Raw genomic sequence first — 25141 nt, 5'->3', positions numbered from 1 at the left:
TCTGAATTCGATCCAGCGGACTCAACCCTGCGGGGACATTTTTTTGGTTCGCCTTGTTGGCAAGGCGGTGGCCGGATCCTCGGGCCAGGGATGTTTAGGATAACGTCCCTTCATCTCTTTCCTGACCTCCGGCCAGGCACCGCGCCAGAACGCCGCCAGATCGCGGGTGATCTGCAACGGGCGCTGGGCGGGCGATAACAGCTCCAGCACCAGCGGAATTCGTCCTTCCGCCACGGTGGGATTCTGCGCCTCGCCAAACATCTCCTGAATCCTTACCGCCAGCGCGGGCGGCTTCTCCGCATCGTAGCGGATTGGCAGCCGGCTTCCGGTGGGCACAGTGTAATGAGTTGGCAGCACAGTATCCAGCCGCTGACGCTGTGACCATGTGAGTAAATGTAAGAGTGCCGTGGTCAGGTTCACCGCCTGCAGGCTGCGGAGATCGCGTACCGCTGACATCTGCGGCAACAGCCACTGCGACAGGCTCTCAAGCAGCGTTTCATCGTCGGTCGCGGGCCAGCTCTCTTCCGGCAGCCACCGGGCCGCACACTGGATTCGCAGACGCAGCTGTTCGGCCTCCGGCGTCCAGCCCAGTACCGACAGACCTTTTTCGACGATCCAGCGCAGCATGGCCGCGTGCAGCACCTCCGGTTCCGGGCGCGCCATCGGCTGGGTTTTCAGTATCAGCGCGCCAATCTGCTCACGTCTGAAAGCACGCAGCGTGCCTTTCTCTTCGTCCCACTCTACTTCGGTCCGGCGCTCAATCAGGGCGGGCTGCTGCTGGCACAGCGTTTCAATATCGACCGGCAGTGCCAGCAACATCCGGGCATCCGGTGTGGCACTGCCCTGCAACAGAGCAGGCGCAATCAGCCACTCATTACGCGTCAGGCCATCCTGCTCATCGAGTCTGGCGCCCAGCCCGTTGGCCAGCTGATAGCGACCGCTCTGATCGCGTCGCCGCGCCAGCCGATCGCCAAAGCCCACCGCCAGCAATCCGGCGAAACGATCTTCATCGATGCGCCCGCCACGGATTTTAAGCCGCTGCTGCCACTGCTGCGCCCGCCGCTGCCATTGCGCCTGCGGCCGATGCAGCGCATCACGCAGGTCGGTGCTGCCGCTGCGGGGAGGATCTTCCAGAATCGCCACCAGCAGCGCGGCGCTGGCGACCGCATCCGGCTCATCGCTTGCGGCACACAGTATGGCGGCGAGTCGGGGATCGCATCCCAGCTGCGCCATGCGCCGTCCCAGCGTGTTGAGCAGGCCGTTGTTGTCCAGTGCTCCCAGTCGGGTCAGCTGCTGCTGCGCCGCATCCAGATTTCTGGCGGGCGGCTGGTCCAGCCACTGCAGCTGTTGCGGCTGGGTACAGCCCCACTGCAGCAGATCCAGCCACAGTGACGAGAGATCGCTGTTAACGATTTCCGGTTCGCTCTGCGCCGCCGCTCGTGATGCCTGCTCCTGCGGCACCAGATGCAGGCAGAGTCCCGGCATCAGTCGCCCGGCGCGACCCGCTCGCTGGATCATCGATGCCTGGCTGATTCGCTGGGTCTGCAGACGCGTCACGCCGCTGCGGGCGTCAAACAGAGCGCTGCGTTCCAGCGCACTGTCGACCACCAGCCGAATCCCCTCAATGGTCAGGCTGGTTTCGGCGATATTGGTGGCAAGCACCACTTTGCGGCGGCCGTCGGCGGCAGGCAGAATTGCCCGGCGCTGCGCCGCCAGCGGCAGTGCGCCATAGAGCGGCGTCAGATCAACGTCGTCACTGATGCGTGATTCCAGCTCGCGCTTCACCCGTTCGATCTCCGCCACACCCGGCAGAAACAGCAGCAGCGAACCGCTCTCATCCCGCAGCAGCTGGGCGACTTCACGCGCGACCGCCTCTTCAAAACGCACATTCTGATTCAGTGACGCGTAACGCCGCTCAACCGGATAGCTGCGCCCTTCTGAGACGATCAGTGGCGCATCCGGCAGCAGCGCCGCCAGCCGGGCGTTGTCCAGTGTGGCGGACATCAGCATGATTTTAAGGTCGTCGCGCAGCCCCTGCTGTACATCAAGCAGCAGCGCCAGCGCCAGATCGGCCTGCAGGCTGCGCTCGTGAAATTCATCGAGGATCACCAGCGACACGCCTTCCAGCATCGGGTCGTGCTGAAGCATGCGCGTGAGCATGCCTTCGGTCACCACTTCCAGCCGGGTCTGCGGCCCGACGCAGCTTTCGCCACGCATCCGGAATCCCACCGTGCCACCCGGCTGCTCGCCGAGTTGCTCCGCCAGCCGCTGCGCCACATTACGCGCCGCCAGCCGACGTGGCTCCAGCATGATGATCCGTCCTGGCAGCGCCGCCTGCTGTAACAACTGCAGCGGCAGCCAGGTCGATTTGCCCGCGCCGGTTGGTGCAGCCAGCAGGATTTGTGGGGCGTCACTCAGCGCCGCCAGGATGTCAGGCAGCACCGCGCTGACCGGTAAATCGCTCACAGCAAACTCCGCTTCTGCCTGTGCTAAGATGGCGCGCATTGTAGCATCCATCCGTGATATTTGCCGGAGAGCGCCATGGCGACACAACGCTTATTTTTTGCCATCAGCCTGCCTGACGAGATGCAGCAAGAGCTGGTGCGCTGGCGGGCCGATACCTTTCCTGCGGAGGCGGGCCAGCCGGTGGTCGCGGCGAATCTGCACCTGACGCTGGCGTTTCTGGGTGAAGTTGCGCCGGAAACCTCACAGCGCCTGCAGACGCTGGCCTCCCGTATTGTGCAGCCCGGTTTTGATCTCGACCTGGATGATGCCGGACACTGGCCGCGCCCCGGCGTGGTCTGGCTCGGCTGCCAGCGCGCGCCACGCGGTCTGTTGCAGCTCGCCAGCCTGCTGCGGGCCCAGGCCGCCCGGCATGGCTGTTACCAGAGCCCCCAGCCGTTTCATCCGCACATCACGCTGTTACGCCACGCCACGCAGCCGGTGACGTTACCGCCGCGCGGCTTTCACTGGCGTTTTCGCGTCTCTACCTTTTCTCTGTTCGCCTCTGAATATGCCCGGGGCCGCACCCGCTATCGCGCCCTGGCTAGCTGGCCATTACATTCTCAGGATCCACATGCACTTCTCTCCGCCCCTTAAACCCGCCCGTCTGATTGCCCGTTACAAACGTTTTTTGGCCGATGTGGTGACGCCAGAGGGCGACGTTCTGACGATTCACTGCGCCAATACCGGCGCCATGACCGGCTGCGCCACGCCGGGCGATCGGGTCTGGTATTCGACGTCCGACAGCCTGACGCGCAAATACCCCCACAGCTGGGAGCTGACCGAAACACAACAGGGCCACTGGATCTGCGTGAATACGCTGCGCGCCAACCAGCTGGTGGCTGAGGCGCTGGAGCAGGATCGGCTGCCGGCGCTGGCCGGTTATACGCATCGTCAGGCGGAAGTGAGATATGGCACTGAAAAAAGCAGAATTGATTTCCTGCTCAAAGCAGAGGCCCGGCGCAACTGCTATATTGAGGTGAAATCCGTAACCCTTCTGCATGAAGGAAAAGGGTATTTTCCGGATGCGGTGACGATTCGAGGACAGAAACACCTGCGTGAACTGGCAACAGTTGCGGCAGAGGGTCATCGGGCCGTTTTGTTGTTTGCCGTTTTGCACTCGGGGATTGAGGACGTTTCTCCGGCACGTCACATTGATGTGGCGTATGCAGAACAACTGGCTCAGGCGCAGCAGGAGGGCGTAGAGGTTTTAGCGTATCAGGCAGACTTATCGGCGGAGGGAATGTTTCTTAAATCGCCGATCAACGTAACCTTGTAATATCTTTTGCAATTTTATGTGTTAAGAATGTTCTGAGCTAAGGGCCAATTACGCTGTTCCTCACAGGCTTGTCAAGGTGTGTTCATGAAGAATTGCCAACCCTGACTGCTTCTGTTATTTATAGCGGCCTGTTTTTTTCCCCAATGGGGGATCGATGTACCCCGCAGACGTCAAATGCAGGCTGGCAGCAAGGCCCCTGCGAGACGAAATTCGAAGGGTATAGTGCGTGTTATCCAGGAGAAGCAACATGCAAGAAGGTCAAAACCGTAAAACATCGTCCCTGAGTATTCTCTCTATTGCTGGCGTCGAACCTTATCAGGTGAAGCCTGGCGAAGAGTATATGAATGATGCGCAGCTGACCCATTTTCGCAAGATTCTGGAAGCCTGGCGTAATCAATTACGGGACGAAGTCGATCGTACCGTTTCTCATATGCAGGATGAAGCCGCTAACTTCCCGGACCCGGTTGACCGTGCCGCGCAGGAAGAGGAGTTCAGCCTGGAGCTGCGTAACCGCGATCGCGAACGTAAACTGATCAAAAAGATCGAGAAGACGCTGAAGAAAGTTGAAGATGACGACTTCGGCTATTGCGATTCCTGTGGCGTTGAGATTGGTATCCGCCGTCTCGAAGCCCGTCCTACTGCCGATCTCTGCATCGACTGTAAGACGTTAGCAGAAATTCGTGAGAAACAAATGGCCGGCTGATGCCGCGTCCAGCCTGTTACCACGCAGTGGAACAACTGCTGTTTTGTCCGCTGCGTGGTCACTTCTGAAACCTATGTCATCCTCCTGTATCGGTCGCTTCGCCCCTTCTCCCTCTGGTGAACTCCACTTCGGATCGCTGATTGCTGCCCTGGGCAGTTACCTGAGCGCGCGTGCGCAAAACGGCGTCTGGCGGGTGAGAATTGAAGATATCGATCCGCCACGGGAAGTACCGGGTGCCGCCAGCCGTATCCTGCATCAGCTGGAGCACTACGGTTTAGAGTGGGATGGCGAGGTTCTGTGGCAGTCACAACGTCATGAGGCCTACCGTGACGCGCTGGCCTGGCTGCAGCAGCATCGTCAAAGCTATTACTGCACCTGCCCCCGGCGTCGCATTCAGCAGATTGGCGGTTTCTATGATGGTTACTGCCGTGAACGGCAACGCGGACCGGAGAATGCCGCGCTGCGTTTACGCCAGCATGCGCCGGTCTTTGCGTTTGACGATCGTCTGCGTGGCCGTGTGGAGGCGGACAGGCGTCTGGCACAGGAAGATTTTATTATTCACCGCCGTGATGGCCTGTTTGCCTATAACCTGGCGGTCGTTGTCGATGATCATTTTCAGGGCATTACCGAAGTGGTTCGCGGCGCAGATTTGATTGAGCCGACGGTGCGACAGATTGCGCTCTGCCAGCAATTTGGCTGGCCGGTGCCTGACTGGCTGCATCTGCCGCTGGCGCTTAACCACGATGGTCATAAGTTGTCGAAGCAGAATCATGCACCTGCGCTGCCGGATGGCGATGCCAGACCCCTGTTGGTGGCGGCGTTACGCTTCCTCGGACAGCCGGTTTCAGGCGGCTGGCAGGACTTAACGCAGGACAAACTGCTGTCTGATGCGGTGTCGCAGTGGAATATCGCTTTGATGCCGCAAGAGAACGCCCTGAAACCGGATGCATAGACAACAGCATTCTCAAACGGTTCTCAACAGGCTATGATTAGCCGCTGATTTTACCTACACCCTAATTGCCACTGTCGAGGTGTCCCATTTTTACCCGAGTAGCTAATTTTTGCCGGAAAGTCCTGAAGCGTGATGAAGAGGAAGCCCCAGCAGAGGTTGAACCAGAGCGTCTGATGACCATCATTCCTCGTGAAAGCCATACCATCTCACGTAAAGACATCAGCGAAAATGCCCTCAAAGTGCTCTATCGCCTGAACAAAGCCGGTTATGAAGCCTATCTGGTAGGCGGTGGCGTGCGCGATTTGCTACTGGGGCAAAAACCCAAAGATTTCGACGTGACCACCAATGCCACGCCTGAGCAGATGCGTAAGTTGTTCCGCAACTGTCGCCTGGTTGGCCGTCGTTTCCGTCTGGCGCACGTGATGTTTGGCCCGGAAGTGATCGAAGTCGCCACCTTCCGTGGACATCATCAGGCGGAAGAGCCGGAAGAGGATCGCAACAGCTCGCAGCGCGCCCAGAGCGGCATGCTGCTGCGCGACAATATCTTCGGCTCTATCGAAGATGATGCCCAGCGACGCGATCTCACCATCAACAGCCTCTACTACAGCGTGGCTGATTTCAGCGTGCGTGACTATGTCGGCGGCATAAGCGATCTCGAACAGGGCATCATTCGCCTGATTGGCGATCCGGAAACTCGCTACCGCGAAGATCCGGTCCGCATGCTGCGCGTCGCGCGCTTTGCCGCCAAACTCAATATGAGCATTGCGCCGGAAACCGCCGAGCCGATTCCACGTCTGGCCTCGCTGTTGCGTGATATTCCGCCTGCTCGCCTGTTTGAAGAGTCGCTGAAGATGTTGCAGGCTGGCTACGGCTACAGCACATATCTCAAGCTGTGTGAATATCAGCTGTTCCAGCCACTGTTCCCGACGCTGGCGCGTAACTTCACGGAAAACAGCGACAGTCACATGGAGCGGATGCTGGCGCAGGTGCTGAAAAACACAGATAACCGCATTCACAACGACATGCGCGTTAACCCGGCGTTCCTGTTTGCCGCGATGTTCTGGTATCCGCAGCTTGAAACGGCAGAACGCATTGCGCAGGAGAGTGGCCTGACCTACTTCGAAGCTTTTGCGATGGCGATGAATGATACGCTGGACGAAGCCTGCCGTGCGCTGGCGATTCCGAAACGTATTACGTCGCTAATCCGCGATATCTGGCTGCTGCAGTTACGCATGTCCCGCCGTCACGGTAAACGCGCCTGGAAACTGATGGAGCATCCGAAATTCCGCGCCGCTTACGATCTGCTGGCACTGCGTGCAGAAGTGGAAAATAACCCGGAACTGCTGCGCCTGAGCCAGTGGTGGGGTGAATTCCAGGTGGCTGCGCCGCCGCATCAGAAAAACATGCTCAATAACCTGGGTGACGATCCGGTGCCGCGTAATAAATCGCGTCGTCCGCGCCGCCGTCCTTCCGCACCGCGTCGTGACAACCAGAACGTCTCATGACACGGGTTTACCTCGCGTTAGGCAGTAACCTGGCCGATCCGCTGCATCAGGTTGATGCAGCGCTGACCGCACTGGATGCGTTGCCGCAGACGCAACGCATCGCTACCTCGCCGTTCTACCGCACGCCGCCTTATGGCCCGCCCGATCAGCCCGATTTTCTCAATGCCGCCGTGGCGCTGGAGACCGATCTCAGTGCAGAAGCGCTGCTTGACCATACCCAGCGGATCGAGCAGGAGCATGGCCGGGTGCGCAAGGCAGAACGCTGGGGTCCGCGCACGCTGGATATCGATCTGATGCTGTTTGGCGAGGCGCACATCAACACGGAGCGGCTGATCGTGCCGCACTATGATCTGCTGAATCGCGCGTTTATGCTGGTGCCCCTGCTGGCGATTGCGCCAGACGCCCGCCTGCCCGACGGTCGCGCACTCAGCACAATCCTGGCTGCCCTCGACAGTAGCAGCATCGTGCTGTGGCACGGCTGAGCAGACAAACGCACATCTCTGATTCCGCTCTTTCACGCTATCCAGTAAACTGCGCCCATCAGAATTCCTGAGTTGAGAGCGCCATGAAACCCACCACGATTTCACATCTGCGTCAGGCGAAAGCCAGCGGTAAAAAATTCGCGACCCTGACCGCCTACGATTTCAGTTTCGCCCGCTTGTTTGCCGATGAAGGCATTCAGATGCTGCTGGTTGGTGATTCTTTAGGGATGACGGTGCAGGGGCATGATTCCACCCTGCCGGTCACGGTCAGCGACATCGCCTATCACACCGCCGCCGTGCGCCGTGGCGCACCACAGGCACTGCTGCTCGCCGACCTGCCGTTTATGAGTTATGCCACGCCACAGCAGACCTTTGACAACGCCGCGCAGCTGATGCGTGCCGGTGCTAACATGGTGAAGCTGGAAGGCGGCAGCTGGCTGGCTGAGACCGTGCAGATGCTGACCGAGCGGGCCGTTCCGGTATGTGGTCATCTGGGCCTGACACCGCAGTCGGTCAATATCTTTGGCGGCTATAAAGTACAGGGCCGGGATGAAGCCGGTGCAGAGCAGTTGCTGGCCGATGCGCTGGCGCTGGAAGCCGCAGGTGCACAGCTGATGGTGCTGGAGTGTGTGCCGGTGTCGGTAGCGCAGCGGATTACCGACGCGCTCACCATCCCGGTGATCGGTATCGGTGCCGGCAATGTCACCGATGGTCAGATTCTGGTGATGCATGACGCGCTGGGCGTGACCGGCGGCCACATTCCCAAATTTGCCAAAAATTTCCTGGCGGAGACCGGCGATGTTCGCGCGGCGATTCGCCACTATATCGCCGAAGTCGAGGCCGGAACCTATCCGGCGGCAGAGCACAGTTTCCAGTAATCCAGGAGAGTCACCGTGTTGATCATTGAAACGCTGCTGATGCTGCGCCAGGAAGTCCGACGCTGGCGCCAGCAGGGTAAACGCATTGCGCTGGTCCCGACCATGGGCAACCTGCATGAAGGTCACCTGACGCTGGTGGATGAAGCACGGGCGCGCGGCGACATCGTGATTGTCTCGATCTTTGTCAATCCGATGCAGTTCGATCGCGCCGATGATTTAGCGCGCTACCCGCGCACGCTGCAGGAAGATTGTGAAAAGCTGAATCGCCACCAGGTTGACGTGGTCTTCGCCCCCTCACCTGCTGAAGTCTATCCGCAGGGCGCGCAGAATCAGACCTTTGTTGAGGTGCCGGTGCTCTCTTCCCTGCTGGAAGGGGCCACACGTCCAGGTCATTTTCGCGGTGTGGCCACTATCGTCAGCAAACTGTTTAATCTGGTACAGCCCGATATTGCCTGTTTCGGTGAAAAGGATTTTCAGCAGCTGGCTATCATTCGTAAGATGGTGGCCGATATGGGCTTCGACATTGAGATTGTTGGTGTGCCTACGGTGCGCGCTAAAGATGGCCTGGCGCTGAGTTCGCGCAACGGCTACCTGACGGCAGATGAGCGTAAGCTGGCACCGGTCCTGAGCCAGGTGATGCATCAGATGGCGACGCAGCTGGAGAATGGCGAGCGTCATATTGACGAGATCATTGAGGCAGCCAGTGAGGCTCTGCTGGCGCAGGGATTACGCCCTGATGGCCTGGCGATCTGTGATGCGGAAACGCTGCAACCGCTGACGGTGGACAGCCAGCGCGCGGTGGTGCTGATGGCCGCCTGGCTGGGCAAGGCCCGCCTGATTGATAATCAAACCGTTGACCTGACGCAGTAATTAATCCCGCTGCAGGTTATTTTATTTCTCTGACAAGGTTTCTGGCTATGATTCGCACAGTTCTGCAAGGCAAATTGCACCGCGTGAAGGTGACGCAGGCGGACCTCAATTATGAAGGTTCCTGCGCTATCGATCAGGATTTCCTGGATGCTTCCGGCATTCTGCAATATGAAGCGATCGATATTTATAACGTCACCAACGGTCAGCGCTTTTCCACCTACGCTATCGCGGCTGAGCGTGGCTCGAAAATCATCTCGGTCAACGGTGCGGCCGCCCGCTGCGCCTGCGAAGGCGATATTTTAATTATCTGCTCCTATGTGCAGGTAGACGATGCCGAAGCGCGTCAGTGGCAGCCTAAGGTCGCCTATTTTGAAGGTGACAACCAGATGAAGCGTCTGGCGAAAGCGCTGCCGGTGCAGATCGCCTGATTAAAACCTGATTAAAAAAGGGCCGCCGGTAAAACGGGCGGCCCTTTTTATTTCTGCTGCAGTAATTAAACCGGTTTGGTTGTCATCGGCTTCGATGACTTTTTCATCGTAAAGAGGAAATTAAACCAGCCGCGTTTTCTCATCAGACATAATGTCCACGGTAACGCCAGCGCCACCAGGAACGCCGAAATAAACTTCAGGTCATTTACCCAGGCTGACGGGCTTTCAAACTTCACAATCTTACTGAAGAACTGAATCGCCAGATAATGCGACAGATAGAAGACGATAGAATTGACGCCTATGTAGTAGACCAGTTCAGACTTCAGTTTCAGCGCAATCCAGACAAAGAACGGAACCGATAATAGTGCCAGCGGTGACAATAACGCTTGGGAATGACGCTCCAGTACAAAGATATTCAGGCAGGAGAGCAGCACAAAACTAATTACCGAGATAAACAGCGTTGGGCCATGCTGCACTTTCTCCGCGATATCCACCTGCTTCCTCACGACGTAATCGCCGAGATAGAAGAATACAAACAGATAAAGCGATTTATTGATGTGGGTATTGTCGAAGCTGGCAAACACCCCATCCGCCTCAATCGCTGGCAGCGCCCAGCTCAGCGTCATACAGATGGCAAACACCAGCAGGAACGGCAAGTGACGGGCAAAGATAATCACAATAAAGAAGATAAACAGCGAATGCAGGAACCAGGTCATATCACCGCCACCGGTCAGGTGGGAGAGAATAATATTCATCGGTGATTGCGGCGTATTAGCCATTGAGCTGAACAGGATTTTCAACCCGCCGTAGACTGCAACCCAGACCACAAATGGATAGAGAATACTGCGCACCTTGTTATTAAAAAAAGGACCCAGGCCTTTTCTTAACCCGGCATCGACAAATAAACCCGAAACAAAGAACATCAGCCCCAGCCTTACCGGTGCCAGCATCTCATTTAACAGGCCGCTGAAGGCGGTAAAATGTCCGGCGTTGTTATGTACGGCAATAGTGCTGTGCAAAAAAATGATTGCGAGAATACTCAATCCCCGCAGGTTATCGATCCACGTTATACGATTCATCTTTTCCTGCCTTTGATTAAAAACTGGCCCTGATTCGGTTGCCATTTTTCTTATTAAGAAGACTCTTAGCCTACTCATTCGTCCCTGAGCAGAGGAATGACCTTATTCCGGCGCTATTCTGATAATTCATAATCAAATAAACAACAGCCAGACTTTAAGGCTATTCTTAAAAAATATTTAATAGTTAAGAATCATTCAGATAGCGAAAGATGTCAGAGTATTATCAGATAATACTTAGGGTTATTTTTTGTGAGTAAGGATGTAAGCGAGGCGTCAGGCGGCTTCAGAGGCAAAATATAACGAATGAGGCGGGTTTTAAGGTGATTTTTAAGGCCAGGCAGAACCGTAGTCAGCGTGATTTGCTCTCCACCCAAAAAAAAGCCACGCCCTTATCGCAGCGTGGCCCTTACCATTCAGCTTAACGTCAGGTGCGTAATCCGCGCCCGCGCTGTATCAGCGCATAGACCAGCCAGTAGAACACCAGAATAAAGGCCACCAGCACCGAGAGGGTAAACACCAGCGGCACATCATTAATGCCGAGGAAGCCATAACGGAATCCGCTAATCATATAAACGATTGGATTGAGTTTAGAGACAGCCTGCCAGATCGGCGGCAGCAAACTCAATGAATAGAATACGCCGCCCAGATAAGTCAGTGGCGTCAGCACAAAGGTCGGGATCAGGCTGATATCGTCAAAGGTGCGCGCAAAGACAGCGTTCAGCAAACCTGCCAGTGAAAACAGAATCGCGGTCAGCAGCAGCGTGACCGCCACCATCGTCCAGGAATGCACGTGGAACGGCACAAAGAACAGCGAGATGGCCGTCACCAGAATACCCACGCAGACACCACGCGCCACGCCGCCGCCAACATAGCCGGCAATGATGATGTGGGTCGGCACCGGCGCGACCAGCAGCTCTTCAATGTTGCGCTGGAACTTGGCGCTGAAGAACGACGACGCCACGTTGGCATAGGCGTTAGTGATGACCGCCATCATGATCAATCCCGGCACGATGAACTGCATATAGCTGAAGCCGTGCATTTCACCGATGCGCGACCCGATCAGGTTGCCAAAAATGATGAAATAGAGCGTCATGGTGATGACCGGCGGCACCAGCGTCTGGATCCAGATGCGGGCGAAACGGTTAACCTCTTTGGCCCAGATGCTCTTCAGCGCCACCCAGTAGAGATGTGTCATGCTTTTGCTCCTGTTTTTCCCTGCGTCGTCAGACCCACAAACAGCTCTTCAAGACGGTTGGCTTTATTGCGCATACTCAGCACCTGCACACCCTGCGCGCTAAGCTGGCTGAAGACGCTGTTGAGCCCCTGCTCACGCAGCACTTCCACTTCGAGCGTTGAGGTATCGGTCAGCCGGTACTGGAACCCTTCCAGCGAGGGCAGCGGACTGCGGGGTGCCAGATCCAGGATAAAGGTTTCTGATTTGAGCTTGGAGAGCAGCCCTTTCATTGAGGTGTTCTCCACCAGCTCACCGCTCTGGATGATGCCGATGTTGCGGCACAGCATCTCCGCCTCTTCCAGATAGTGGGTAGTGAGAATAATGGTCGTGCCTTTGGCATTGAGATCTTTCAGGAACACCCACATTGAGCGTCGCAGTTCGATATCCACGCCAGCGGTGGGTTCATCCAGAATCAGCAGCTTAGGCTCATGCATCAGCGCACGGGCGATCATCAGGCGACGCTTCATCCCGCCGGAAAGCATGCGTGCACGTTCAGCGCGTTTTCCCCACAGATCGAGCTGCTTCAGATACTTTTCTGCCCGCTCATTGGCTTCACGACGCTCAACGCCATAGTAACCCGCCTGATTAACGACGATTTGCATCACCGTCTCAAACGGGTTGAAGTTAAACTCCTGCGGCACCAGGCCGAGCTGGCGCTTGGCATTCACCACATCTTTTTCAAGATCGTAGCCAAACACCCGCACGCTGCCCTCGGATTTATTAACCAGCGAACTGATAATTCCGATGGTGGTCGATTTACCGGCACCGTTTGGCCCCAGCAGCGCATAAAAGTCACCCGCTTCAACGTTAAGATCGATGCCCTTCAGCGCCTGCACGCCGCCGGGATAGGTCTTGGTCAGCCGGGAAAGTTCCAGTGCATAAGTCATTCTGCATCCATACCCTGTTTTGATGGCATTGCAATGCCGTTTAAATTTATCAGGCCCTGTCATATAGTACGCGCGCGCACTCTGCGCAGTAACCGGTCGCTCAACACCATGACAGATATCAACACCCTGATCAGAAACAACCGCGAATGGTCAAAATTACTGGTTGAAGAAGATCCCAGCTTTTTTGAGCGGCTCGCCCAGGCACAAAAACCGCGCTTCCTGTGGATTGGCTGTTCTGACAGCCGTGTTCCTGCCGAACGTCTGACCGGACTGGAACCCGGCGAACTCTTTGTTCACCGCAACGTGGCCAATCTGGTGATCCACACCGACCTGAACTGTCTGTCCGTGGTGCAGTACGCTATCGAAGTGCTGGAAGTGGAACACGTTATCGTCTGCGGCCATTACGGCTGCGGCGGCGTGCAGGCGGCGATGGATAACCCGGAACTGGGATTAATCGACAACTGGCTGCTGCACATCCGCGACCTCTGGTACAAGCATAGCGTGTTGCTGGGGGAACTCCCGCCGGATAAGCGCCTGGACAAACTGTGCGAAATCAACGTTATTGAACAAGTCTATAACCTGGGACACTCCACCGTACTGCAATCTGCCTGGAAACGCGGAAAGGATGTCTCCCTGCACGGCTGGGTATACGGCATTCAGGACGGCTGTCTGCGTAACCTTGATGTGACGGCAAACAGCCGGGAGATCCTCGAACAGCGCTACCGCCACGGCATTGCTAATCTGCGGAAGAACGGCGAGGCCTGAGCCGATCGCAGCGTAAAGCGCGGCATAGCCTACACCAGGCAACAGGTGCAGGCCTTGGAAGAATGTGCGGTAGAGCGGTATCAGGATTCCAGCGGCACCACTTTGCCAATATAAGGCAGATGGCGATAGTGCTGAGCATAGTCGATACCAAAGCCCACCACGAACTCATCCGGAATCGCAAAGCCGACATATTCGACGTTCACTTCGACTTCACGGCGCTCTGGCTTATCCAGCAGCGTACAGATCGCCAGGGATTTTGGCTGACGCAGTTGCAGAATCTCTCGCACTTTGCTCAGGGTGTTGCCGGAGTCGATGATATCTTCGACGATTAGCACATCCTTGCCACGAATGTCTTCATCCAGATCTTTCAGGATTTTCACATCACGCGTGCTGGACATCCCGCTGCCGTAACTGGAAGCCGTCATAAAGTCGACTTCATGCGGCACATCGATGGCGCGACAGAGATCAGCCATGAACATAAAGGAGCCGCGCAGCAGCCCCACCAGCACCATATCGCTGCCGCTGTCGCGGTAGTGGTCGTTAATCTCTTTGCCCAGTTCAGCGATGCGCGTGGCGATTGCCTGTTCAGGGATCATCACTTCAACAGTGTGTTTCATTGCGTTCAGCCCGGTTACGTCAGAAAAGCCCCGGAGTCTATCACAGACGCAGCAGCGACGGCTGCGCGGCCCCATAAGCAAACGATTACGTCGCGAAAATTATTACCCGCCGCCTGCGGCTCGCTGAAATGCGCATTACCTTAGAACATTCTGGCATTTACCAGCATGATTCGCTGCATGGTAGCCTTTATCCAACAGATCGTTACCCTACTCGCGCCGCTGGCCGGAGATCACAATGACTTCATCTTCAAGCAAAAAAACGCATATCGGCGACAGGCCGCTGCACCCTGAAACCCAGATGCTGAACTATGGCTACGATCCCCGCCTCTCTGAGGGTGCGGTGAAGCCGCCGGTATTTCTGACCTCGACCTTTGTCTTTGACAGCGCCGAAGAGGGACGGGATTTCTTTGATTACGTCTCTGGCCGACGTGAGCCGCCGGAAGGCAAATCGGGTGGGCTGGTCTATTCCCGCTTTAACCACCCTAACAGCGAAATTGTAGAAGATCGGCTGGCGGTCTATGAGCAGGCGGAGAGCTGTTCGCTCTTCTCTTCCGGTATGGCCGCCATCTCCACTGCCCTGCTGACGTTTGCCCGTCCGGGCGAGGTGATCCTGCATTCCCAGCCGCTGTATGGCGGCACCGAAACCCTGCTTAGCAAGACGCTGCACAATCTGGACATCAAAGCAGTGGGTTTCAGCGACGGCAATGATGAAGTCAAAGTGCGTGAAGCCGCTCAGCAGGCGATGGCCCAGGGCCGGGTAGCGGTGATCCTGATTGAAACGCCAGCGAATCCCACCAACAGCCTGGTTAATATCCGTCTGATGGCGCGTATCGCTGATGAGATTGATCAGCAGCAGGGTTCACGACCGATTATCGCCTGTGACAACACGCTGCTCGGCCCGCTGTTCCAGCAGCCGCTGACGCTGGGCGCTGATCTGTCGCTCTACTCGCTGACCAAGTATGTTGGCGGTCACTCTGACCTGATTGCAGGCGCGGCGATGGGCAGTAAAGCGCTGATGGCGAAAGTACGCGCCCTGCGCAGCGCTATCGGCACGCAACTGGATCCACACTCAAGCTGGATGCTCAGCCGCTCGCTGGAAACGCTGTCGCTACGTATGGAGAAAGCCTGGCAGAATGCGGAAGCGGTCGCGGCGTTTCTGCGCGATCACCCGAAAGTGGCGAAGCTGCACTGGCTGCCCTATCTGGATGCGGAGAGCGCCGAAGGGAAAACTTATCGCGAGCAGTGCAGCGGTGCCGGTTCGACCTTCTCATTTGATATCGTCGGCGATCAGCCCGCTGCGTTCCGTTTTCTTAATGCGCTGTCGCTGTTTAAGCAGGCGGTAAGCCTGGGCGGGACCGAGTCGCTGGCCAGCCATCCTGGCAGCACCACCCACTCCGGTGTTCCGCAGGCGGTGCGTCAGCGTATTGGGATCACTGACGCCACGGTGCGGCTATCGATTGGCATCGAAAACGCCGGCGACCTGATTGAAGATGTGAAGCTGGCGCTGGATCAGGCGTAATCAACTGACGGTAAAGCCCAGCATCATGCCGGTGTCTTCATGCTCCAGCAGATGGCAGTGGGCCATGTAAGCGTGTTCTGCGGCGGCGACATAGTTGAAGCGTACCAGCACTTCACTGCGCCAGCCGTCGACATTCACTATATCTTTCCAGCCCTGCCGGTGCGGGGCTGGCGGTTTGCCGTTTTCTGAAAGAATACGGAACTGGGTGCCGTGAATGTGGAACGGGTGCAGCATCGCATCGCCTTCACCTGAAATCGTCCACTTCTCGTAATCACCCAGCTTCACCGCAAACGACGGCTTCGTCATATCAAAGGCCTGGCCATTAATCTTATTGCCGTTGCGGAAATCGTAACCGGCGGGCGGCGTATTGCCGTGCATGCTGTGATCCATGCTTTCCATAGGCGGCATCGGCTCTGCCGTCGTTTTCTCCTCCGGCGTCTGCGACATCGTGTGATGACCGCCCTTGCCCATCGCTTTCTCGCCGTAGCGCTGCATCAGCGCCTGCATGCCCTGCTGGTCCAGCTGCGGGTCCATCATCAGCTGCAGCCAGCGTGTCGTCAGGCCGTCTGTTGAGGGTAGCGCTGGCAGCGTCGCCAGCTGATCCGGCAGCGTGGCGCTGGCCATCACCCGCAGCGGCAGGATCTGCACCAGCGGCAGCGGCTGGTCAAACGGCGGCAGCGTCATGCCCATCTGCTCTGTCGGCAGCGTCACCAGATCGAAGCTCTTACCGTCAGAAGTATCGATCATCACCTCAAAACGCTCGCCCGGCAGGATCGGCAGCGAGTCGAGCTTTACCGGCTCGGCCAGCAGGCCACCATCGCTGGCGATCACGTAGAGAGGACGTTTATCACTGGCGGCAACATGCAGCGAACGGGCATTGCAGCCGTTGAGCAGGCGCAGACGCAGCCAGCCGCGCGGCACCGCATGCTGCGGATAGTGCATGCCGTTGGTCAGCATCATGTCGCCAAACCAGCCCACCGCGGCGCGCATCACGTCGAGCTGATAATCAATGCGGCTGCCATCTTTGGTCAGTTGCTTATCCTGAAAAATCAGCGGCACATCATCCACACCCCACTGCGAGGGCAAACGCAGCGTTCCGCTCTCTTTATCTTCCAGCAGGATCAGTCCCGCCAGCCCCTGAGCCACCTGATGCCCGGTCTTGCCATGCAGATGCGGGTGATACCAGCAGGTTGCGGCGGGTTGATCGGGCGTAAAAGAGACCTGACGCGAGCCGCCAGGCGCAATCACCGCCTGCGGGCCGCCATCCACTGCGCCGGGGATTTCCAGCCCGTGCCAGTGCAGGGTGGTCGCTTCGCTGAGCCGGTTATGGATGTTCACCGTCACCGGTTTACCACTCTGCATCTTCAGCACCGGCCCCAGCAGGCTGCCGTTATAGCCCCAGGTCGGCACCGCTTTGCCGTTCCACTGGGTGGTACCCTGCATCGCGGTGAGGCTGTAGCTGCCCCTGGCATCGGGTTCCAGCAGAGACGGAATCGGCAGCAGCGGACGGGTGGCTGCCATCAGCGAACGGCTCCAGAGCGGTAATGCTCCGGCTGCACTCAGTGCGGCAGTGAGTTTCAGGAAATGGCGACGTTGCATGGTGATCATCCTTGTGGCATCAGAGCGCACAGCCTAAACCCTGACCTTATGGGAAGGTCAAGTCCTGACCGCGCGAATCTGACGAAAAAAGGCGGTGCAGCGGCCCACAGCGGCAAATTAATCGAAAACCTGAGAGCAACTGTGCTAACGTCATTAGCAATATCCATTGAAGAGAACGACTATGAAGCAAAGTATCAGGATCCTGCTGCTGACGGGACTCCTTGGCTTCTCCTCCACCAGTTTTGCCCTGAGCGAATCCGAAGCGGAAGATCTGGCCGATCTCACGGCGGTTTTCGTCTATCTGAAAAATGATTGTGGCTATCAGGATTTACCGGACGCGCAGATTCGCAAAGCGCTGGTCTTTTTTGCTCAGCAGAACCGCTGGGATTTAAGCAACTACAGCAACTACAACATGAAAGCGCTGGGTGAAGATAGCTATCGCGATCTCAGCGGCATCGCCATCACCAACGACAAAAAGTGCAAGTCACTGGCCCGCGATTCGCTGAGCCTGCTGGCCTACGTCAGGTAACGATTCTTCCCTCTGCAGCCGGACATTGACCGTGCAACCACGGTCAGTGTTAGCTATCATATGCCGCCCATCTTCATGGCGATGTCATCAGAGGAGAGCACCATGGCCCACAATGAAACGTGGTATGAAACCCTTCATGCCGGTTTTGGCCAGTATTTCACGGTCGATAAAGAGCTGTACCGTGAGAAGACTGCGCATCAGGATTTAATCATTTTCGAAAATGCCGCGATGGGCCGCGTAATGGCGCTGGACGGCGTCGTTCAGACCACCGAACGCGACGAATTTATCTACCATGAAATGATGACCCACGTTCCGCTGCTGGCGCACGGCGCGGCGAAGAGCATTCTGATTATCGGTGGCGGTGACGGTGCAATGCTGCGTGAAGTGTCACGTCATCCCGGGATCGAAAAGATTACCATGGTGGAGATCGATGCGGGCGTGGTGACCTTTTGCCGCCAGTATCTGCCGAACCACAGCGCGGGTGCCTATGACGATCCGCGCTTTACGCTGGTGATTGATGACGGGGTGAACTTCGTTAATCAGACGCAGGAAAAGTTTGATGTCATTATCTCCGACTGCACCGATCCGATTGGTCCGGGCGAGAGTCTGTTTACCTCGGAATTTTATGCCGGGTGCAAAGCGGCCCTTAATGAAAATGGCATCTTTGTGGCGCAGAATGGCGTCTGCTTCCTGCAGCAGGATGAGGCCGTTAACAGCCATCGCAAGCTGGGACATTACTTTGCGGACGTCAGTTTCTATCAGGCGGCGATTCCGACCTACTACGGCGGCATTATGACCTTTGCCTGGGCGAGTGATAATCCGGCGCTGCGCCAGCTCGACACCGCGACTTTAAAGGCGCGTTTCGAGGCCGCTGGCCTGACCTGCCGTTATTACACGCCAGCAATCCATACCGGCAGCTTTGCCCTGCCGCAATATCTGTTGAATGCGTTATCCGCCGCGTGCTGATAGTGCATTTCTAAGGGGGTGAACGAAATTGCAAAAGCTAAAACTACATGGCTTCAACAACCTGACGAAAAGCCTGAGTTTTTGTATTTACGATATTTGCTATGCGAATACTGAAGCTGAACGCGATGGTTACATCGCCTACATTGACGAACAATATAACGCTAACCGTCTGACGGAAATCCTGACTGAGACCTGCTCCATTATCGGGGCTAACGTGCTCAACATTGCGCGCCAGGATTATGAACCGCAGGGAGCCAGCGTCACGATTCTGGTCAGCGAAGAGCCTATCGATCCGAAAGATATCGATAACTCAGAGCACCCCGGTCCGCTGCCCAACTCGGTGGTGGCTCATCTCGATAAAAGTCATATCTGCGTGCACACCTATCCGGAGAGCCATCCGGCAGGCGGCCTGTGCACCTTCCGTGCGGACATTGAAGTCTCAACCTGTGGCGTCATTTCGCCACTGAAAGCGCTGAACTATCTGATCCACCAGCTGGAGTCAGATATTGTCACCGTCGATTACCGGGTGCGCGGTTTTACCCGTGACGTGAAAGGGATGAAGCACTTCATCGATCACGAGATCAATTCGATTCAGAACTTCATGTCTGAAGATATGAAAGCGATGTATGACATGGTGGATGTGAATGTCTATCAGGAAAACATCTTCCATACCAAGATGTTGCTGAAAGAGTTCGACCTTAAACACTACCTGTTTAACACCCGCCCGGAAGATCTCACTCCGCAGGAGCACAAGCGCATTACCGATCTGCTCTGGAAAGAGATGCGCGAGATCTACTACGGCAGAAATATCCCCTCAGTGGGCCTGAAGACCCTCTGATTATCAGGCGCGCAGCGTTATAGCCCATAACCTGCGCGTCTCCTTCCCTCTTGTTCCCCCTGCTTTTTCATCACGGCAACCGCCTGACTGAGGTTTGAACGGGTTTCGGTAGACGCACCCGTGACTTCGCGCGAAGAGAATGATGCGTACGCGCGTTAACGGCGCGTTTTAACGGCGAGAGATAAAGATAAACGCGCGGTGCTGCTCTCGTCCTGCTGATCAGGTCAGAGCAACATGGCGCGTTCTGTTCAGGCGGAGGTCAGCGCCAGCGTAATCCCGCGCTCGCGCAGCGTGCGGCAGACAGCCTCCTCTAACCGGCTATCGGTCACCACATCCGTCAGGTCATCCACCGCAGAAGCGCAGAATAGCGACCAGGAGCCATATTTACTGCTGTCCGCCAGCAAGACCCGGCGAGCCGCATTGGCCAGAAGATCGTGTTTCAGCCCCGCTTTCTCCTCAGTCGGCGTGGTAATGCCGCGCTCAAGGCTCCAGGAGTTACAGCTGACAAAGGCGATATCAGGATTGATGCTGCGCAGCAACCGCCGTCCATGTTCGCCTACACAGGACTGACTGGAGTCGTCGATACGTCCGCCGATAATCGTCACTTCGATCTGCTTAAACTCAGACAAAAACAGTGCAATGTGCAGATCGGCAGTGATCACACGCAGCGGCAGATGCGTGAGCTGTCGCGCCAGCTCCAGCATGGTGGTACCCGCATCCAGCACGACCGCATCGCCCGCCCGGACAAAGCTGGCGGCACATTCTGCAATCGCCTGCTTCTCGACCAGGTTACGCTGCATCTTCTCCAGCGTGGTCGGCTGGGCAGGAATAAAACGATTCAGGGTAACGCCGCCATGACTGCGGCTGATCACGCCCTCTTTATCCAGCTTAATCAAATCACGGCGAATCGTGGCGGGTGAGGCGGAAATCGCACTGACCAGTTGCTCAACAGTCACCAGATTATGGCTTTTCAGGTAATCCATAATCTGGTCAAGACGGCTCTGTCCCTTCATATATCCCTATGCGAGCTGCATCGCGAGTTTAATAGAGATCGCCATGCTGTCAGACTTCGCTTTACCTGTCCAGGCGATATCAAATGCGGTGCCATGGTCAGCAGAGGTACGGATAAACGGCAGGCCTGCGGTGATGTTGACGCCATCATAAAAGCCCAGCAGTTTAAGCGGAATATGCCCCTGATCGTGGTACATCGCCACCACCATGTCATACCGTCCATCCTGGCACTGCAGGAACACCGTGTCCGGCGGACAAGGCCCGTAGACATCAATCCCCTGCGCTTTCATCGCCTCAATAGCGGGTGCCACGGTGGTGATCTCCTCATCGCCAAACAGGCCGTTCTCTCCGGCGTGCGGATTTACGCCCGCTACGGCGATACGCGGGGCGCTGTAACCGACACGACGCAGGAAAGTGTCCGCCATACCAATCACGGTTTTGATGCGCGTCTGGTTCAGCGTATCGAGGAACTTACGCAGCGCAATGTGGGTCGTGACATGAATCACTTTCAGCTTATCGGTGTAGAGGACCATGGCGTAATCTTTGGTTCCGGTAAGATGCGCCAGCAGTTCGGTGTGACCAGGATAGAGATGGCCCGCCGCATGCAGCGCCTCTTTGTTCAGCGGCGCGGTGGCAATGGCATGCACGTCGCCCGCCAGTGCCAGCTCTGTAGCACGCTTCACGCAACGCCACGCCAGATCTCCCGCCTCTTTCTGCACCACGCCAGGTTTCAGCGCGTCGGGATCGGCCAGGGGCTCATCGATGACGTTGATGATGCCGGGCGCAAACCGGGCATCCTGCACCCGGTCCAGCACCCGCAGCTCGGCCTGTGGCGTAATGTTCATTGCCATAATGCGGCGCAGCGTACTGGCACAGCCAATCACCACCGCCGGGATGCCATTCAGCTCACCTTCAGAGAGTGACTTAATGATGATTTCCGGGCTGATGCCCGCCGGATCGCCCATGGTGATCGCAATAATTTTACTCACTCGACTTCTCCTCAATAAAACCAATGGCTGCTACCAGGGTATTTTCATCACCAAAGCCACCCGCTTTGGTCATCACCGGCAGAGTAAATTCACTGTTAAGCAGAACCCCGTGCGGCACACAGCCCGCCACCAGACCCTGAATTTTAAAGCCGCTGGCCCCCAGTGCCTGGGCAACGGCAATCGCCACGTCGCCTCCCGACAGATAGAGCGCATGCGGCAGCTGTGTCCGGCACAGGCTGTGGGTCATTTCGCCCAGCAACTGACTGATCGCTTCGCCCAACTGCTGGCGGGTCACGCTGTGCTGCTGGCTGAGATGCTCAATGTCGTGACGCTGGGATTCATGCTGGCAGGTGCGGATCACCGTATGGCGACCAGCACGCAGTGCGGCGGCAGCCTGTTCGATCCAGCGATCCCGGTCAGGCCAGGCGGGCTGCTGAAACAGCTGACGGATATCGACATCCACGATCTCAACTGCCCGCTGGTTAAGCAGCGTGGCGATCTGCTGCTGCGCGCTGCTGCTCATCGATCCCACTACCGCCAGCACGGGCCGCGACGGGCGAACAGAGAGCGCTGCGCCCAGCGCATCGCTTAACCCGGCTGCTCCCACCAGCAGCGGCTTCTCTGTCAGCCGCGCCGCAGCGATTATCAGTCGCGCCAGATCGGCTTCATTTTCGGCATCCACCACCACCACGCCGTGCGCCGCCGCTAACACCGCATCAAGCCGATCGCTGCGCAGCGTCGGGAGATCGATCTCCGTGCCGTCGATCTGCATCTGATCGAGTACACGAGCGCTGAGGATCGGGGTTTTCGGATCGCTGGCAAATTCGGTGTCTGTCAGTAACCGCTGATTGACCCACACTTTACCTTCGTGTGTGGTGCGGCCCAGTCGTGGCACGGCCGGTGCCACCAGCGCCAGCCTTTTGCCGCTGGCCCGCAGCGCAGCCGCGGTTTCAGCACCGACGTTGCCGCGCAGCGTGGAGTCGATCTTTTTAAACAGCCAGCCCTGCTGAAGCTGTGCGGCGAAGTGCTGCACCACCTGAGCCACGCGCTCTGCGGCCTGGCTGGCGCTGACTGCCCGACTGTCGGTGCTGATAACCAGCACATCCGCAGCGTCCTCTGGCAACGGCGCCTCAGTGCCAAACAGCACATGTACGCGGGCGCCAGCCTGTGCCAGTCCGCTACCCGCATCGTTGGCACCGGTAAAGTCATCGGCGATGACCAGCACCGGGGTTTTCCATAATGATGAGCCCATCCTCACTCCTGTCAGGCGATTGCCGCTGCATTTGATTATATTCAATCATGATTGATTATATGTGAGCAAGTTCAAATTAATCGAAATCGATATGCCTTATAAAATTAGCCACAGAGAGTGACTGACTTCGCATTGCGCTGAGCAAGATTAATCATCCGCTCAGACAGGACAGAAATAAGGGTATGAAATGAACATTAACAGCACGGTGATTAGCGGTTATCAGGCGTTAAACGACATGCGCTATCTGCTGAAGGGGATATCGACAGCAGTCGTGGTCACTGACCGGAACATTGAGGCGATTCCGGCAGTGCAGGCGCTGATGGGTCAACTTCGGGATCAGATTCCGGGTATCAGCGTGGTCAACAGCGTTCCGCCTGAACCAAGCCAGCATGATGTGGCAGCGATTATCGCAACGCTCTCCCGGCCCCATGTCGATATGGTGATTGGCATCGGCGGCGGCAGCGTGCTGGATGTGGCGAAGCTACTCTCAGTGCTGTGCATCGACGCCGCGCCTTCGCTGGACGCCCTGCTGGCAGGCGAAAAACCGCAGCGCCGTACCCGTTCAATACTGATCCCTACCACCGCAGGCACGGGTTCTGAGGCGACGCCCAATGCGATCCTGGCGATCCCGGAGAAAGAGACCAAAGTCGGCATTATTTCACCGGTGATGCTGCCCGATGTGGTGGCCCTGGTGCCGGAACTGACCACCAGCATGCCGCCACATATTGCCTCTTCAACCGGTATTGACGCCCTCTGCCATCTGATTGAGTGCTTTACTGCCAATGTCGCCAACCCGGTCAGCGACAACTATGCGCTGACTGGGATGAAGAAACTGTTCGCTAATCTCGAAACCACCCTGCGCGAGCCAGAAAATTTGCAGGCACGCCTGGAGATGCTCTGGGCTTCTTATTATGGCGGTGCATCGATTGCCCATGCCGGGACACATCTGGTGCATGCCCTCTCTTACCCGCTCGGCGGCAGATATCATCTGCCACACGGCGTCGCCAACGCCATCCTGCTGGCTCCCTGCATGCGCTTTGTCCGTCCGGCGGCGGTGAGCAAATTCGCTCAGGTCTATGATCTGCTGCCCGACGCCGACGTCCGTTTAAGCGATGAAGAGAAATCACACGCGCTGGTCGACTACTTCACCGCGCTGGTAGCGCGGCTGCAGCTGCCTGCCAGCCTGGAAGCCCTGGGCATCAGCCCGGATCACCTGCCCTGGTTAGTGGAAGCCGCGCTCGACGTCCAGCGTCTGATGAACAACGTGCCGATGGCGGTCACCGCCGACGATGTGCGCGCCGTCTACCTGACGCTTTTCCCTTCCTGCCAGGCGTAATGAGGATTGTCATGAATAAGAAAATAAACGGCGTACTGACCGCCATCGTCACCACTTTTGACCGGGAAGGTGCCTTTGATCCGGAGAGGCAGCGCGAACAGGTCAGACGCCAGATCAACGCCGGTAACGGCATCTTCTGCGGCGGAACCAACGGCGAATTCTTTGTGCTGAACGAGCAGGAGAAGATCGCGGTTACCACCACCTGCGTCGATGAAGTTAACGGCCAGGCGTCGGTGGTGGCGCATATCGGGGAGATTTCGACCCGTGAAACTATCCGGCTCGGCAAACAGATTGCCCGCCTTGGCGTAGATGCTGTTTCCGCGATCACGCCGTGGTTTGTTCCGCTTAAGCAGCAGGAGCTGATCGACCACTATCAGCGCGTGGCTGATGCGCTTACGGTGCCGCTGTTCCTCTACAACATCCCGGCGCGTACCGGCAATACCTTGCAGCCAGAGACCGTTCGTACGCTGGCCGCGCACCCGAACATCATCGGCATTAAAGATTCAGCAGGCAGCTATGAAAGTCTGAGCGGCTTTCTGCAGGCTACCGCCGACTGTCAGGACTTTGATGTGCTGAACGGCCCGGATTCGCTGATCCACCAGGGGTTCGTGGATGGCTGCTCCGCCTCAATTTCCGGGCTGGCAAACGTGGCACCGGAGGCGATTAACGCCATCTGGGCGCGCTTCCATGCGGGCGATATTGCCGGTTCGCATCAGGCACAGGAGAACGTCACCGGCCTGCGCACCGCACTGTACAGCATCGGTTTCTCACCGGCCGCCGTGAAAAAAGCGGTCAGCCTGCAGGGCTTTGAGGTGGGTGAAAGCCGCTATGCGGTGCAGTTCAGCGCCGAAGAGCAGCAGCAGATCCGTCAAATCGTGAACCACTACCTGCAATAACGTCCATCACCTTTGCACCCTACCG

Annotated in this window: 25 protein-coding genes; 16 read left to right on the top strand and 9 right to left on the bottom strand. The window is 57.2% G+C overall.

The genetic code is table 11. The features are described from left to right. Positions 1-21: 21 nt before the first annotated feature. Positions 22-2505, bottom strand: a complete 2484-nt coding sequence (gene hrpB, locus ACVKSX_RS22060; protein WP_167430610.1) for an ATP-dependent helicase HrpB — start codon at positions 2503-2505, stop codon at positions 22-24. Positions 2506-2541: 36 nt separating this feature from the next. On the opposite strand from hrpB, the gene thpR reads away from it, so the two are divergent. The 9 genes from thpR to panD all read left to right on the top strand — a co-directional run bounded on the left by thpR (position 2542) and on the right by panD (position 9599). Continuing rightward, complete coding sequence (gene thpR / locus ACVKSX_RS22055; RefSeq protein ID WP_010671851.1) at positions 2542-3099, top strand: RNA 2',3'-cyclic phosphodiesterase; 558 nt, start codon at positions 2542-2544, stop codon at positions 3097-3099. Next, positions 3077-3781: a DNA/RNA nuclease SfsA gene (sfsA, locus tag ACVKSX_RS22050; protein WP_033780601.1), complete on the top strand. Its 705-nt coding sequence runs from the start codon at positions 3077-3079 to the stop codon at positions 3779-3781. The genes thpR and sfsA overlap by 23 nt, the downstream gene beginning before the upstream one ends. Positions 3782-4028: 247 nt before the next feature. Next, entirely contained in the window at positions 4029-4484 is a 456-nt protein-coding gene (gene dksA, locus ACVKSX_RS22045) for an RNA polymerase-binding protein DksA (RefSeq protein WP_010254035.1), read from the top strand. A gap of 73 nt (positions 4485-4557) precedes the next feature. Beyond that, positions 4558-5436, top strand: coding sequence for a tRNA glutamyl-Q(34) synthetase GluQRS (gluQRS, locus tag ACVKSX_RS22040; RefSeq protein ID WP_010254032.1), 879 nt, complete (start codon positions 4558-4560; stop codon positions 5434-5436). Positions 5437-5522: 86 nt separating this feature from the next. Further along, positions 5523-6941 carry a polynucleotide adenylyltransferase PcnB gene (pcnB, locus tag ACVKSX_RS22035; RefSeq protein ID WP_203583884.1) on the top strand — a complete coding sequence of 473 codons (1419 nt, stop codon included), beginning with the start codon at positions 5523-5525 and terminating at the stop codon, positions 6939-6941. Next, complete coding sequence (gene folK, locus ACVKSX_RS22030) at positions 6938-7423, top strand: 2-amino-4-hydroxy-6-hydroxymethyldihydropteridine diphosphokinase (protein ID WP_045140766.1); 486 nt, start codon at positions 6938-6940, stop codon at positions 7421-7423. Before pcnB ends, folK begins: the two co-directional genes overlap by 4 nt. 83 nt (positions 7424-7506) lie before the next feature. Continuing rightward, positions 7507-8301, top strand: coding sequence for a 3-methyl-2-oxobutanoate hydroxymethyltransferase (gene panB / locus ACVKSX_RS22025; protein WP_346555596.1), 795 nt, complete (start codon positions 7507-7509; stop codon positions 8299-8301). A 15-nt stretch (positions 8302-8316) separates the two neighbouring features. Then, positions 8317-9171 (top strand): pantoate--beta-alanine ligase, encoded by an 855-nt coding sequence (panC, locus tag ACVKSX_RS22020; protein WP_045140767.1) that lies wholly within the window; start codon positions 8317-8319, stop codon positions 9169-9171. Positions 9172-9218: 47 nt separating this feature from the next. Further along, entirely contained in the window at positions 9219-9599 is a 381-nt protein-coding gene (panD, locus tag ACVKSX_RS22015) for an aspartate 1-decarboxylase (protein ID WP_010254022.1), read from the top strand. 65 nt (positions 9600-9664) lie between these two features. Here panD and ACVKSX_RS22010 read toward each other — a convergent pair whose 3' ends face one another. The 3 genes from ACVKSX_RS22010 to ACVKSX_RS22000 form a co-directional block, all read right to left on the bottom strand. Beyond that, a complete protein-coding gene (locus tag ACVKSX_RS22010; protein ID WP_010671846.1) occupies positions 9665-10678 on the bottom strand; it encodes an acyltransferase family protein in 1014 nt (337 codons plus the stop codon). Positions 10679-11102: 424 nt separating this feature from the next. Continuing rightward, the gene (locus ACVKSX_RS22005; RefSeq protein ID WP_010254018.1) at positions 11103-11873 is read right to left on the bottom strand and encodes an ABC transporter permease; all 771 of its coding nucleotides are present in this window, start codon (positions 11871-11873) and stop codon (positions 11103-11105) included. Continuing rightward, a complete protein-coding gene (locus tag ACVKSX_RS22000; RefSeq protein ID WP_010671845.1) occupies positions 11870-12799 on the bottom strand; it encodes an ABC transporter ATP-binding protein in 930 nt (309 codons plus the stop codon). Before ACVKSX_RS22000 ends, ACVKSX_RS22005 begins: the two co-directional genes overlap by 4 nt. Before the next feature lie 108 nt (positions 12800-12907). On the opposite strand from ACVKSX_RS22000, the gene can reads away from it, so the two are divergent. Further along, on the top strand, positions 12908-13564 hold the full coding sequence (can, locus tag ACVKSX_RS21995; protein ID WP_029519477.1) for a carbonate dehydratase: 657 nt from the start codon (positions 12908-12910) through the stop codon (positions 13562-13564). 80 nt (positions 13565-13644) lie between these two features. On the opposite strand, the gene hpt is transcribed toward can, so the two are convergent. Next, complete coding sequence (hpt, locus tag ACVKSX_RS21990; RefSeq protein ID WP_010254010.1) at positions 13645-14181, bottom strand: hypoxanthine phosphoribosyltransferase; 537 nt, start codon at positions 14179-14181, stop codon at positions 13645-13647. 235 nt (positions 14182-14416) lie between these two features. Between hpt and ACVKSX_RS21985 the strand changes: the two genes are divergently transcribed. Continuing rightward, positions 14417-15700, top strand: coding sequence for a cystathionine gamma-synthase family protein (locus ACVKSX_RS21985; RefSeq protein WP_022625436.1), 1284 nt, complete (start codon positions 14417-14419; stop codon positions 15698-15700). Here ACVKSX_RS21985 and cueO read toward each other — a convergent pair whose 3' ends face one another. Next, positions 15701-17299, bottom strand: a complete 1599-nt coding sequence (cueO, locus tag ACVKSX_RS21980) for a multicopper oxidase CueO (protein WP_346555597.1) — start codon at positions 17297-17299, stop codon at positions 15701-15703. A gap of 181 nt (positions 17300-17480) precedes the next feature. On the opposite strand from cueO, the gene ACVKSX_RS21975 reads away from it, so the two are divergent. The 3 genes from ACVKSX_RS21975 to speD all read left to right on the top strand — a co-directional run bounded on the left by ACVKSX_RS21975 (position 17481) and on the right by speD (position 19632). Next, positions 17481-17828: a YacC family pilotin-like protein gene (locus ACVKSX_RS21975; protein ID WP_003854673.1), complete on the top strand. Its 348-nt coding sequence runs from the start codon at positions 17481-17483 to the stop codon at positions 17826-17828. A gap of 102 nt (positions 17829-17930) precedes the next feature. Beyond that, positions 17931-18794 carry a polyamine aminopropyltransferase gene (gene speE / locus ACVKSX_RS21970; RefSeq protein ID WP_191918796.1) on the top strand — a complete coding sequence of 288 codons (864 nt, stop codon included), beginning with the start codon at positions 17931-17933 and terminating at the stop codon, positions 18792-18794. A gap of 28 nt (positions 18795-18822) precedes the next feature. After that, complete coding sequence (gene speD / locus ACVKSX_RS21965) at positions 18823-19632, top strand: adenosylmethionine decarboxylase (protein ID WP_010253978.1); 810 nt, start codon at positions 18823-18825, stop codon at positions 19630-19632. A 248-nt stretch (positions 19633-19880) separates the two neighbouring features. Here the strand turns inward: speD and ACVKSX_RS21960 are convergent, their stop codons facing one another. The 3 genes from ACVKSX_RS21960 to dtnK are packed head-to-tail and all read right to left on the bottom strand — an operon-like array spanning position 19881 to position 22884. Beyond that, positions 19881-20645 (bottom strand): DeoR/GlpR family DNA-binding transcription regulator, encoded by a 765-nt coding sequence (locus tag ACVKSX_RS21960; protein ID WP_031292877.1) that lies wholly within the window; start codon positions 20643-20645, stop codon positions 19881-19883. Positions 20646-20651: 6 nt separating this feature from the next. Further along, positions 20652-21632 (bottom strand): D-threonate 4-phosphate dehydrogenase, encoded by a 981-nt coding sequence (locus ACVKSX_RS21955; protein ID WP_022625433.1) that lies wholly within the window; start codon positions 21630-21632, stop codon positions 20652-20654. Beyond that, positions 21625-22884 (bottom strand): D-threonate kinase, encoded by a 1260-nt coding sequence (gene dtnK, locus ACVKSX_RS21950; protein ID WP_033780596.1) that lies wholly within the window; start codon positions 22882-22884, stop codon positions 21625-21627. Before dtnK ends, ACVKSX_RS21955 begins: the two co-directional genes overlap by 8 nt. A 187-nt stretch (positions 22885-23071) precedes the next feature. Here dtnK and ACVKSX_RS21945 point away from each other — a divergent pair, with 187 nt between their 5' ends. Together ACVKSX_RS21945 and ACVKSX_RS21940 are read left to right on the top strand one after the other, a co-directional pair. Next, positions 23072-24220: an iron-containing alcohol dehydrogenase gene (locus ACVKSX_RS21945; RefSeq protein WP_354439044.1), complete on the top strand. Its 1149-nt coding sequence runs from the start codon at positions 23072-23074 to the stop codon at positions 24218-24220. An 11-nt stretch (positions 24221-24231) separates the two neighbouring features. Then, a complete protein-coding gene (locus tag ACVKSX_RS21940) occupies positions 24232-25116 on the top strand; it encodes a dihydrodipicolinate synthase family protein (protein WP_187507808.1) in 885 nt (294 codons plus the stop codon). Positions 25117-25141 lie beyond the last annotated feature (25 nt).

Source organism: Pantoea sp. PvP021 (assembly GCF_054056055.1).
This window is presented reverse-complemented; position numbering and strand designations above follow the sequence as displayed.